The organism is Tardiphaga sp. P9-11 (assembly GCF_008329525.1).
In the GTDB taxonomy this organism is placed as follows: Bacteria; Pseudomonadota; Alphaproteobacteria; order Rhizobiales; family Xanthobacteraceae; genus Tardiphaga.
The window spans coordinates 58,014-69,599 of the sequence record NZ_NPKQ01000003.1 but is presented as its reverse complement, the minus strand read 5'-3'; the positions used below and the strand labels follow the sequence as shown (position 1 = coordinate 69,599).

Here is an 11,586-nt window from a genome sequence, read left to right as displayed (position 1 = left end):
CAGGTGGTTCCGCAAGGAAGCGGTGGGTTTCAGGTTCCGCGGCGTGCATTCCCGGTTTCGGAGTGTCATAAATAGGGCGAGCGATCGGGCTGGCTAAGCATGCCAGCCTATCGTGGCCGGTGAGAGGGACGTCAGCTTGTTGTTTCCTGCAATGTCGTCGTCAATTGCTCTTGGCGGGCTCGTCGGGTGGATGCTCGTCCTCACCGTCAAGCACGTCATTGCGGATTTCCTGCTGCAGAACGCCTGGATGGCGATGGGCAAGGATCAGCGAACCGGATGGGCTCTGCCGCTGCTGGCGCATTGTACCATCCATGGTGTGCTGACGACGCTGTGCGTTGCTGTCCTGCAACCGAAGCTCTGGTTCCTCGGATTGGTCGACTTCGCGATCCACATCACCATCGATCGCGCAAAAGGGCTGTGCGTATCGCGTTTTGGCGTCACTCAGGGGCACCGCTGGTTCTGGTGGCTGATTGGCATCGATCAGGCCCTGCATCACCTGACCGATTTCTTCCTCGCCATCTTCATCGTCGCTAACAGCTGATGCGCGTTTGAACGCATCGAGTTCCAATGTGGCGGTAGCAGGGCACGGCTGCCACATTTTAAACTGTTACTCAAGAGTCGCACACGGCCATTAAGGCTGTTGGTTAACTCTGCGTTAGGAAATTCAACCGCATCCTCATCAACGAGGAGAAAAGCCATGCGGTCCAGCCGTCAAGCTTATGAGAACGATTTTTGCCCCGTCGAGGAAGACCTGCTCGGTGCAATGTATCGTGCAAATGAAAATGGGCTGCCCCATCTCGTGGAGAGCGTTTCTTCCGATGTCCGCGCGATGCTGGCTTTGTTCTGCTATCGCCGTAGCCATCTCCACGCTCTGGCGATCTCGATCGCTTCGAGCTGCAGCGAACGTGAGCTGATCGAATTCGGGGGCCGAGTTGGGTCGACACTCTATGCGCTGTCGCATGACACCGCCGTGGTGCGTCCTTCGGTGTCGGCCTATCACAGCCGCAAGGCAATCACGCTGTCGACCAAGCCGCTCTCGACGCTGGCGCCGATGGATGATGATCTCGACGACGAGCTGGACGACAAGGAACTCGCTCACACCGTCACGGCGTGAGCTGATACCAATTATTCTGCGGCTGCCAGCACCGGCAGCCCATGCCGGCGACGCGCCATGGCGCATTCGGGATCGCCGGGCATGCAGGTTCGGCACACATCCGGCCTGACCGCGTAAATCCCGCAGGCTGTTGCCTCTCCAATTTTCCCCGTCAATGCGCTGCAGCGATCGCCGTCGCAGCGCATTCCCGATTCACGATCGTTGACGTACTTCGCCGGGATCAGATCCAAATCGGCATCGTCCTCGATGGTGAAGCGCGGCCAGTTGCTGGAATATGAACAGCACGCACCACAGGCCTGGCACGGACTTCCTTCGCTGATGATGGTTGCGTCGCTTGTCATGCTGCGGTTTATCGCGATCAGGCAAGTTTCGCCAGCCGTGCGAATGCCGGCATCGCCGTGTCAGGTATCCTGTGGCCGCTCCCAGCTCAGCGTCTTGCGCCATTTGCTGCGCAGCGTTTCGCGCCGCTCCGGATATTTCTCATCGAGGAAATGGGCTTCGATTGCGCGGTCGGTTCGAAAACTGCGGAAGTCATTGCGCAGTTCGCACCATGCCGCCAGCAGCCGGACGGCTTCCAGGTAGCCCACCGCGATCGGCCAGACGGTGCGTTCGCTGTCACGACCGGCCTCGTCGCGGTAAAGCAGCCGGACCTTCTTTCCCGCATGAATGTGCGCGCGCATCTGCACCATATCCACACTGTCCGTGGCGCCGCGGAGGTCTGGCCGTGCGCGGCTCGCGGGCTCCAGCACGAAGGGACGCAAGCGTTCGGGAACGGTGTCCGCGATCTTCGCGATGAGGTCTTGCGCCGCCTTGGCCAATGCCGGATCGGCGTGCCCCATCACCCATTGCGCGCCTAGCACGGCAGCCTCGATCTCGTCGGGTGTCAGCATCAGCGGCGGCATATCGAAACCGCGCTCGAGGATATAGCCCATGCCAGCTTCGCCGCGGATCGGGACGCGCTGTGCCATCAGTGTTGCGATGTCGCGATAGATCGTCCGCTTGGAGGTCTCCAGTTCGGTAGCAATGGCATCCGCTGTCAGCGGCTTCCGCGTGCGTCGGAGCACCTGGATGATCTGAAACAGGCGATCGGCGCGTCTCATGGTCGTCCCTCTATCTTCGTTGGCAGATGTCGATGCTGACAGCATGTTGGCAGCAGGGGGCAGTCATACAGGGTCCAGGTTCAAACGAACGAAGGATTTTGCAATGACCGCTTTCGATAGCCTCGACGTCTTTTCGCATGATGACCGGCTCTGGCGCATCCGGGCATGGCTGCTGGAACGCGCCATTCTCGCCCTGTCAGGTGACCTCCGCTGGGCCCTGATCGGGCTCGGCTGGCGCTTGGTCTTCACCGCGGCGGTCCAGGCGCGCGCTTGGGTCGCCGGTGTCGTCCGGCGTTACGGCTGCTGACACCACGGTGGCAGCAGCAACTGCCTAGTCTCTTGTCCTTATCACTTGGAGAAACCACATGATCGTCCTTCACGGCGCAGGTGCAGGCTTTGGCCTGCCGGAAATCAGCCCTTTCGTCACCAAGACGGAAGTCCAGCTCAAGATGGCCGGCCTGGACTATGAGAAGCAACCGGCCCGGCCGCAGGATTCGCCGAAGGGGCAGATGCCCTATATCGATGACGGCGCCGAGACCATCGCCGACTCCACCTTCATTCGCGCCCATATCGAACGCAGATATGACGTTGATTTCGATAAGGGTCTCGATCTCGCCCAGCGTGCTCAGGCCTGGGCGATCGAGCGGATGATCGAGCATCACCTCTACTGGTCGCTGGTCGGCGTGCGCTGGGTCGATGCCGATAATTTCGCCAAGGGTCCGTCACACTTCTTCGACGGTATTCCCGAGGCGCAGCGCGACGAAATCCGAGCATCCGCGCGGAAATCCGTCATTCACAACCATCTCGCAAACGGCCTCGGCCGGCATCCTGCGGATGAGGCGCTGCAACTCGCGGATCGCTCCCTGATGGCTCTGTCTGTGCTACTGGCCGGGAAGTCTTATCTGATGAGCAACCGCCCCGCCGGTGTCGACGCGACCGCATTCGGCGTTCTGGCCGGGATTATGTCGCCGTTGTTCCCGTCGCCCTTGCAGCGTCAGTTGCACCGCTACGGCAACCTCGTCACTTATGTCGATCGCATGATGGCCGAGTATTATCCCGAACACGTCTGGCAGTGCAGCGTCGCGGCCTGACAACGCTGCAACGCCTTCAATCCGGCGACGTTGAGTTCTTCAGCGTCGCCAGTTCGGCTTCCAGTTCCGCGATCCGCACATCGCGTGATGCCAGTGCCGCAGCGACATCCGCCGCATCGAATTTCTGCGGGATATGCTGCGGACAATTGGTGTCCCACGCAGCAATCGTGAACAGGATCACCTGCTCGGGTTTGGCGCGATAGCCCTGCGGCATCAGCGATGCCAACAGGGCTGGATCATCCTCGACCACCCGCGCAGTACCCCAGAGCTTGACCCGGCGGCGATGCGCGTAATCCATGATGAAAATATTGGCTTTCGGATTCTCGGCGAGATTGCCCTGGGTGATGTATTGGCGGTTGCCACTGTAGTCCGCGAAGGCCAACGTCTGCTTGTCGAGCACCTTCACGAATCCCTTGGGGCCGCCGCGATGCTGCATGTAAGGCTGGCCGTCTGCGCTGGCCGTGGCCAGAAAGAAGCTGTTGGTCTCGGCTAGAAACGCCGCGAGATTGTCGTCAACCTCGGTACGCCAGCCGCCATTTTCCTCGACATGCGCATAGCCGGAACGCGACCCCTTGCGGGTCTGGATCGCCTTGACGGTCGGTGTGAAAGCAACGTCGCTGGAATAGGTGTCGATCTCTGACATGAGGATCACTCCCTCCTTGGAGCTTGGAACGGGATAGGTTCTCAGTACCACCCAAAATGGCTATTTCCGTCATAAGAACAATTGCCTGAATTGACACTTCATTATTGCGCGATATGAAATGGTACGATGGATCGCATCGAAGCCATGACCGTCTTCGTCGCCGTGGCGGACCTGCAGGGGTTTGCGCCTGCGGCCCGCAAGCTCGGGCTATCCGCCTCGGCGGTCACCCGCATGGTGGCCGCCCTGGAGGAGCGCCTCGGCGCCCGCCTGCTGCAGCGGACCACGCGTTCGGTGATGCTGACCGATGTCGGCGCGCGCTATCTGCAACGAGTGCGCCAGATTCTCGCGGATATCGAGGAGGCCGAAGGCTCCGCACAGGCTGAGCGGGCGCGGCCGAGCGGGCGTTTGGTCGTCTCCGCACCGGTCGGCTTCGGGCGTCTGCATGTCACGCCGCTGATCTCAGCCTATCTGCAGCGCTATCCGGACGTGTCAGGCGAATTGCGGCTGACCGACCGCATGATCAGTCTGGTCGAGGACGGGATAGACGTCGCCGTCCGGATCGGCCATCTCCCCGATTCCAGCCTTGTCGCGCGCCATGTCGGCAGCATGCCGCGCATCGTCGTTGCGTCGCCGGATTATCTGGCGCAGCGTGGCCGTCCGGAGACACCGGAGGATATCGCGAAGCATGATACGATCCAGTTCGGCGCGATCGCGTCAGTACCGGAATGGCGCTTCGTGCGGGATGGCTCCGATGTACGCATCGCACATACGCCGCGCTTCACCACCGACGTCGCCGATGCCGCCATCTGGCATGCTGAACATGGCGGCGGCCTGACCCGCGTGCTGGCCTATCAGGCGGCCGATGCGCTGGCCGCCGGGCGCCTCAAATGCGTGCTTATGAGGTTCGAGCCGCCGGCTGTGCCGATCCACATCGTCTATCCGACGTCGCGGCTGTTGTCCGCGAAAGTGCGCGCCTTCATCGATCTCGCCGCCGAAATCTGCCGGTGGGATTTCAGCAAGCGATAGCCGTCGCTACACTTTTGGTGGGGCCACGCTGAAGGTGCCATTGGCGCGGGCGCAAGGCTCGCCATCTGCCGTGATCAGCGCCTGCGCGAAGCAGAGACGCTTGCCGGTCTTGATCACATCTGTCTCGATCTGCAGCCATTGCCCTATGTGGGCGGAGCCGAGAAAATCGGCCGAGAGATTGACCGTGACCAGCCGCGTGCCGCCGCCAAGCAAATGGCCGCAGCTCAGGCCCATCGCATTATCGGCCAGCGCGGTGATCAGCCCACCATGTGCCATGCCCCGCGAATTGGTATGTGCTTCGGCGATGCGGAGACCGAGGATGACATTGGTGTCGGTCACCTTGGAATAGATCGGCTCCCAAGGTGCGGTGAGGGGGCTCTTGCGATAGTGCGGTGCGAAGCCGTCGGGGATGGTGGTGTCGGTCATGGCGCATCGATCCGGATTGTTTGCGCTATAGAAGCGAAAGCTCGCGCAAAGGACAGACCAACAAAGTTTCAAACGGGTTGGACGCGACGTTTAAAACAGGCGTGACGGCGGCAATGGTTATACCGCTTTCAGTGCCGGGCTGACCCGCAATCCTCCTGCACAAGCGCGCGGGCAAAGATGGATACGCGGGTCAAGCCCGCGCATGACATCCGAGCATGTGGGGAAGTTTAGCCAAGCTTCGCCTTAGTAAGGCAATCCCACATAATTCTCCGCCAGCGATGCCGTCGCGACATCCGAATGTACGACATAATCCAGCTCAGCCTGCTGCAGCTTGGTGCCGAAACCGTCGTTGTCGGGGAAGCGATGCATCATCGAGGTCATCCACCACGAGAAGCGCACGGCTTTCCATACGCGCTTCAGCGCGATGGCCGAATAGAAGTCGAGACCGCTCGATGACTTCTCGTCATAGAATTCGCGCAGCGCCATCGACAGGTAATGGACGTCGGAAGCGGCGAGGTTGAGCCCCTTGGCGCCGGTCGGCGGCACGATATGGGCGGCGTCGCCGGCCAGGAACAGCCGGCCGAACCGCATAGGCTCCGCGACAAAACTACGCAGCGGCGCGATGCTCTTCTCCAGTGACGGGCCGGTGACGAGGCTTTCCGCGGCTTCGGTGTCGAGGCGGCGCCGCAACTCGTCCCAGAACATGTCGTCGGTCCAGTTCTCGACCTTTTCGTCGAGCGAGCACTGGACGTAATAGCGGCTGCGCGTCATCGAGCGCATCGAGCATAGTGCGAAGCCGCGCTCGTGATTGGTGTAGATCAGCTCATGAGAGACTGGCGGCGTATCAGAGAGCAGGCCGAGCCAGCCGAACGGATAGACGCGCTCGAAAGTCTGCACGGCGGACGCCGGAACGCTCTGCCGCGACACGCCATGGAACCCGTCGCAGCCTGCGATGAAATCGCAGGCAATCTCATGGCTTACGCCGTCCTTGACGTAGCGGACACGCGGGCTTGTGCCGTCGAAATCATGCAGGCTGACATTGTCGGCGTCATAGACTGTGGTCAACCCGGCCGCATCGCGGGCGTCCATCAGGTCGCGGGTGACTTCGGTCTGGCCATAGACGGTGACGACTTTGCCGCCGGAGGCTTTCTTCAGATCGAGGCGGTGGCGAATTCCACCGAACAGAAGTTCGATCCCGTCATGAATCAGGCCTTCATGATGCAGGCGCTCGGTAATCCCCAGTTTTTCCAGCAGGCCAACGGTGCCCTGTTCGAGGACACCGGCGCGGATCCGCGCCAGCACATAGTCGCGGTCCTTGCGCTCGAGAATGACGTTATCGATCCCATAGGCATGCAATAGTTGCCCAAGCAACATTCCAGCCGGACCAGCTCCAATGATGGCAACTTTTGTTCGCAACGCTTGCTCCCGCGGTTGATATAGGCTCTGTCGTCCGACTGAGTTGACAAGTCAAGCGGGGTCGCGACACTGGGCCCGCAACGCATGCAATCGCACCGCTTGCAAGGATGATTATAACATATAACAATATTCGCAAAGGGCCATTCAAGGTCCGGTGAACAGGTTCGAGAGAACACGTCCAAACGGACGTAGAGGGAGAGACGATGAGGAAAGCAATTCTCGCATTGCTGGCGGCTGGCTGCATCATGCCAGTACTCACGCCCGCGCAAGCGCAAGACAAAACCGTCAATATGAAAGTATCGCTGTGGGTGCCGCCGGCCCATCCGCTGGTACCGGCCACACAGGCTTGGGCTGCCGATATCGAGAAGGCCTCGGGCGGCAGCATCAAGATGTCGGTATTCCCTTCGGAACAGCTCGGCAAGGCGTTCGACCATTACGATATGGCGCGCGATGGTATCGCCGATATCACTTACGTGAATCCCGGCTATCAGCCCGGCCGTTTCCCCATCGTGGCTGCGGGCCAGCTGCCCTTCGTGTTCTCGGACGGCAAGAAGGGCACCCTCGCGCTCAACGAGTGGTATCAGAAATACGCCAAGACCGAGATGAAGGACACCAAGTTGTGCTTCGCCTTTATCCACGATCCCGGCTCGATCCACGGCAAGAAGAAGATCGTCGTGCCGTCAGACCTCAACGGCGTGAAGGTCCGCCCGGCGCAGAGTACGATCGGCGAAATGGTCAAGCTGTTCGGCGGCACCAATGTGCAGGCCTCGGCGCCGGAATCGCGCGATGCGATCGAACGCGGCGTTGCCGACGAGATCGCGTTCCCGTGGGGCTCGATCTTCCTGTTTGGCATCGACAAGGTGGTGAAGTATCACATCGACGTGCCACTCTATTCGACGGTGTTCACCTACAACATCAACCTTGCCAAGTATAATTCCATGTCCGCGGGGCAGAAGAAGATCATCGACGATCACTGCACGCCGGAATGGGCCTCCAAGGTCACCGATCCCTGGGTCGACTTCGAAGCCAATGGCCGCACCAAGATGAAGGCGCTGCCGGATCACGAAGTCTACAAGCTGACGCCTGAGCAGCTCGCCGAATGGAAGAAGGGCGTCCAGCCCCTCAACGCCGCCTGGGCTGCAGCCGTGAAGAAGGCTGGCGGCGACGCCGATGCCATCGATGCGGACCTCAAGGCGATGCTGAAGAAGCACGACGCGGGGTTGTGATCGATCGTCATTCCGGGGCGCTTCATTCGCGCGTTGGCGCGGATGAAGCGAACCCGGAATCCCGAGCTGTTTGGCACCAGAGGTTGCACCACATCGAGATTCTGGGTTCACGCGAGCGAGGCTCGCACGCTCCGGAATGACGAGCTTGTCGCCCAGAACGATAACCTGAAATCAAAACCATCATGACCGCCACGTCCGAAATCTCCCAATCAAGCGCCCTCGGCATTCCGCCGGATGCGCCCCGCAAGAACGTGATGGATCGCTTTATCGATTCCATCGAATGGATCGCCGCGTTCTTCGTCGGTATCGTCGCGCTGAACACCTTCATCGCGGTGTTCATGCGCAAATTCTTTGCGGTCACGATTCCCGATTACTATAATATCGGTCAGTTCATGCTTGGCGTGCTGATCTTCTGGGGCATCGCCGCGACGTCTTATCGCGGCTCGCACATCACCGTCGATCTGGTCTGGGCGAATGCCACGCCGAAATATCAGCGCTGGATCGATGTGTTCGCAACCTTGGTGCTGCTGTTCGTCGTCACGGTGCAGACCTACACGCTGTTTGACAAGGTGGTGGACACCTATTCGAGCCACATCGTCACCATGGATCTGCAACTGCCGGTCTGGCCGTTCTTTCTGCTGTCATGGATTGGCGACGTCTCGGCGGTGCTGCTGATCGCGATCCGCACTTACAGGCTGATCTTCCATCCGGAAGAGATGCACGAACCCAAAATCAAGACGGCAGAGTAAGTCGCATGGACCTCAGCAATGAAGCGGTTGCCGTCATCGGCTTTGTCAGCCTGTTTGTGCTGATGCTGCTGCGCGTGCCGGTGGGCATGGCGATGGGCCTCGTGGGCATCACGGGCTTCGGCTATCTCACGGGCTTTGCGCCGGCGCTGAAACTGGTCGGCCAGACCACCATGCGCACGGTGACGGATTATTCCTTCGGCGTGATCCCCATGTTCCTCCTGATGGGCGCCTTCGTCTCGGTGTCCGGCATCAGTCGCGAACTGTTTCGCGCCGCCAACACTTTTGTCGGCCACTGGAAGGGCGGATTGGGTATTGCGACGATCGCGGCCTGCGGTGGTTTTGCTGCGATCTCCGGCTCGTCGGTCGCCACCGCCGCGACATTCTCTGCCGTCGCCTATCCCGAGATGCGCCGTTTCAATTATCCGCAGAGCTTCGCCACTGGTGTGATTGCGGTTGGTGGCACGCTCGGCGCCATGCTGCCGCCGTCCACGGTGCTCGCGGTCTACGGCATCATCACCCAGCAGGACATCGGCAAGCTGTTCATTGCCGGCATCGTGCCGGGCCTGCTGGCCATCGTCATGCACATGATCACCATTGCGATCATCGGCGTGGTCAAGCCGGGCTTCTTGCCGGCTGGACCGAAAGCCTCGTGGCGCGAGCGCGCGGCGGCGATCCGCGACGTCTGGTCGCCGTTGCTGCTGTTCATCTTCGTGATCGGCGGCCTCTATGGTGGCTTCTTCATTCCGACTGAAGCCGGTGCGGTCGGCGCCGTGGGCGCCTTCATCATCGGCGTACTGCGCGGCAAACTGAACAAGGACGGCATTCTGCAGTCACTGTTGCAAGCGACGCGGACCGCGGCCGCCGTGTTCACTGTGCTCATCGGTGCGCTGTGCTTTGGCTATTTTCTCACCATTACCCAGACCCCGCAGCACGTCACCGAGTTTCTCACCGGCCTCGGCATCGGCCCCTACGGCGTGCTGGCGCTGATCCTCCTGATGTATCTGGTGCTCGGTTGCTTGATGGATGCCATGGCCATGGTGATCCTCACCGTGCCGATCGTGTTTCCGGTGATCATGGCGCTTGGTTTCGATCCGATCTGGTTCGGCATCGTCATCGTCATGACCGTCGAGCTCGGTCTGATTCACCCGCCGGTCGGCATGAACGTCTTCGTCATCAAGAGTGTGATCAAGGACGTCAGCATGTCGACGATATTCAAAGGCGTGCTGCCATTCGTGGTTACCGACCTGATCCGTCTCGTGCTGCTGATCCTGTTCCCGCTGATTGCGACCTGGTTGCCGATGCGGATGATTGGATGACATCATGACGACACCGCAGCTTGCGACGAAATATGTCTTCAGCCTGTCGATCAAGGTCGGCACGCCGATCGTGGCCGGCGATCTCGGATATGGCATCCGTCGCGTCATCCCGGTCCTTGGCGGGACCGTGCAGGGCGAGGGCATCAAGGGCACGATCCATCCAAGCGGCGCGGATTTCCAGGTCATCCGCCCGGATGGCTTTACCGAGCTTGAAGCGAAATACACATTCGAACTCGATGACGGCGCTATTATCTATATCGAGAATATCGGCGTCCGCTTCGGGCCAAAGGAGGCGCTCGATCGCATCGCGCGTGGCGAGGCCGTCGATCCCGCTCTGATCTATTTCCGCTCGGTGCCGAGGTTCGAGACAGGGCGTCCCAACTATCGCTGGCTGATGCAGAATCTGTTCATCGGCGTTGGCACGCGGCATCCGGATCGGGTGGAGCTTGCGGTGCATCAGGTGCTGTGAGGCCTGTGCTGCGCGGATCGCGCTTACTTTCCTGCACTTGGCGCGGCCGGGTCGCTCTCGCGGGCCGGACGCCCATATTAGATTGAAGGAAGAGGCTTATTGCACCGCAAGATTGACTTACGCCCTATTCGTTATAAAATATAATTATTCTCACTAGGACCTAATCGCGCCCATGAACCAAGCCGTCCCCGCTGCTGCTGCCTCCATGCTCCAGATCGAAACCCAGGGCCTCGTGCTGGTCGTGGGGCTGAACCGTCCGGCCAAACGCAATGCGTTGAACGATGGGCTGATCCTGGAGATCGAGCGCTGTTTCGCGTCGCTGCCGGACGAGGTCGGCGCGGTAGTGGTGCATGGCATCGGCGGGCATTTTTCTGCCGGCCTCGATCTATCCGAACTGACCGAACGCGACGCCACAGCGGGTCTGATGCATTCGCGGATGTGGCACCGGGTGTTCGACATCATCCAGCATTGCCGCGTGCCGGTGATTGCTGCCTTGCAGGGCGCCGTGATCGGTGGTGGCCTTGAACTCGCATGCTCCGCGCACATCCGCGTCGCCGACCCCTCGGCCTACTATGCGCTGCCGGAAGGCAGCCGCGGCATCTTCGTTGGTGGTGGCGGTTCGATGAGGTTGCCGCGGCTGATCGGCGTGCACCGGATGGCCGATATGATGCTGACCGGCCGCGTCTACAAGGCGGAGGAAGGCGCAGCGCTCGGCTTCGCGCAGTATCTGACAGAAGCCGGTGGCGCGTTGCCCAAGGCGATCGAACTTGCCGAGCGCGTGGCGCAGAACGCGCCGTTGACAAATTTCGCCGTGCTGCAAGCCTTGCCGCTAATCGCCGAAGCCAGCCCACAAACAGGTTTAATGCTGGAAGCGCTGATGGCCTCAGTGGCGCAGAACGATCAGGAAGCGAAAAATCGCATTCGGGATTTCCTGGATCGCAAGACCGGCAAGGTCAAGCCGACCTGAACGACGACGACAAACAAAAATAACAAGAACACCAGGACGAAAC

The 11,586-nt window shown here is 60.5% G+C and carries 15 protein-coding genes; 10 read left to right on the top strand and 5 right to left on the bottom strand.

Going from position 1 to position 11,586, the window contains the following annotated elements:
* Positions 1–136: 136 nt before the first annotated feature.
* Both CIW50_RS13055 and CIW50_RS13050 read left to right on the top strand, forming a co-directional pair.
* Positions 137–541 (top strand): DUF3307 domain-containing protein, encoded by a 405-nt coding sequence (locus CIW50_RS13055; protein WP_149531688.1) that lies wholly within the window; start codon positions 137–139, stop codon positions 539–541.
* A 156-nt stretch (positions 542–697) separates the two neighbouring features.
* Positions 698–1,114 (top strand): hypothetical protein, encoded by a 417-nt coding sequence (locus CIW50_RS13050; RefSeq protein WP_149531687.1) that lies wholly within the window; start codon positions 698–700, stop codon positions 1,112–1,114.
* Positions 1,115–1,125: 11 nt separating this feature from the next.
* Here the strand turns inward: CIW50_RS13050 and CIW50_RS13045 are convergent, their stop codons facing one another.
* Positions 1,126–1,455, bottom strand: a complete 330-nt coding sequence (locus CIW50_RS13045) for a YkgJ family cysteine cluster protein (RefSeq protein ID WP_172980313.1) — start codon at positions 1,453–1,455, stop codon at positions 1,126–1,128.
* A gap of 60 nt (positions 1,456–1,515) precedes the next feature.
* Positions 1,516–2,214 (bottom strand): helix-turn-helix transcriptional regulator, encoded by a 699-nt coding sequence (locus tag CIW50_RS13040; protein WP_149531686.1) that lies wholly within the window; start codon positions 2,212–2,214, stop codon positions 1,516–1,518.
* 103 nt (positions 2,215–2,317) lie between these two features.
* Between CIW50_RS13040 and CIW50_RS13035 the strand changes: the two genes are divergently transcribed.
* Entirely contained in the window at positions 2,318–2,521 is a 204-nt protein-coding gene (locus CIW50_RS13035) for a hypothetical protein (protein ID WP_149531685.1), read from the top strand.
* Between the two features lie 58 nt (positions 2,522–2,579).
* Positions 2,580–3,305, top strand: a complete 726-nt coding sequence (locus CIW50_RS13030) for a glutathione S-transferase family protein (protein ID WP_149531684.1) — start codon at positions 2,580–2,582, stop codon at positions 3,303–3,305.
* A 16-nt stretch (positions 3,306–3,321) separates the two neighbouring features.
* Here CIW50_RS13030 and CIW50_RS13025 read toward each other — a convergent pair whose 3' ends face one another.
* Entirely contained in the window at positions 3,322–3,948 is a 627-nt protein-coding gene (locus CIW50_RS13025) for a pyridoxamine 5'-phosphate oxidase family protein (protein ID WP_149531683.1), read from the bottom strand.
* Positions 3,949–4,074: 126 nt separating this feature from the next.
* Here CIW50_RS13025 and CIW50_RS13020 point away from each other — a divergent pair, with 126 nt between their 5' ends.
* On the top strand, positions 4,075–4,974 hold the full coding sequence (locus CIW50_RS13020; protein WP_149531682.1) for a LysR family transcriptional regulator: 900 nt from the start codon (positions 4,075–4,077) through the stop codon (positions 4,972–4,974).
* 6 nt (positions 4,975–4,980) lie between these two features.
* Here the strand turns inward: CIW50_RS13020 and CIW50_RS13015 are convergent, their stop codons facing one another.
* Positions 4,981–5,400, bottom strand: coding sequence for a PaaI family thioesterase (locus CIW50_RS13015; RefSeq protein ID WP_149531681.1), 420 nt, complete (start codon positions 5,398–5,400; stop codon positions 4,981–4,983).
* 243 nt (positions 5,401–5,643) lie between these two features.
* Positions 5,644–6,816 (bottom strand): 4-hydroxybenzoate 3-monooxygenase, encoded by a 1,173-nt coding sequence (pobA, locus tag CIW50_RS13010; protein WP_149531680.1) that lies wholly within the window; start codon positions 6,814–6,816, stop codon positions 5,644–5,646.
* A 203-nt stretch (positions 6,817–7,019) separates the two neighbouring features.
* On the opposite strand from pobA, the gene CIW50_RS13005 reads away from it, so the two are divergent.
* The 5 genes from CIW50_RS13005 to CIW50_RS12985 all read left to right on the top strand — a co-directional run bounded on the left by CIW50_RS13005 (position 7,020) and on the right by CIW50_RS12985 (position 11,543).
* Positions 7,020–8,042, top strand: coding sequence for a TRAP transporter substrate-binding protein (locus CIW50_RS13005; protein ID WP_149531679.1), 1,023 nt, complete (start codon positions 7,020–7,022; stop codon positions 8,040–8,042).
* Positions 8,043–8,296: 254 nt separating this feature from the next.
* The gene (locus tag CIW50_RS13000; RefSeq protein WP_502707487.1) at positions 8,297–8,791 is read left to right on the top strand and encodes a TRAP transporter small permease; all 495 of its coding nucleotides are present in this window, start codon (positions 8,297–8,299) and stop codon (positions 8,789–8,791) included.
* A 5-nt stretch (positions 8,792–8,796) separates the two neighbouring features.
* Positions 8,797–10,107 (top strand): TRAP transporter large permease, encoded by a 1,311-nt coding sequence (locus CIW50_RS12995; protein WP_149531677.1) that lies wholly within the window; start codon positions 8,797–8,799, stop codon positions 10,105–10,107.
* Positions 10,108–10,111: 4 nt separating this feature from the next.
* Positions 10,112–10,576 (top strand): DUF3237 domain-containing protein, encoded by a 465-nt coding sequence (locus tag CIW50_RS12990; protein WP_149531676.1) that lies wholly within the window; start codon positions 10,112–10,114, stop codon positions 10,574–10,576.
* Between the two features lie 172 nt (positions 10,577–10,748).
* Entirely contained in the window at positions 10,749–11,543 is a 795-nt protein-coding gene (locus tag CIW50_RS12985; RefSeq protein ID WP_149531675.1) for a crotonase/enoyl-CoA hydratase family protein, read from the top strand.
* Positions 11,544–11,586: the final 43 nt, after the last annotated feature.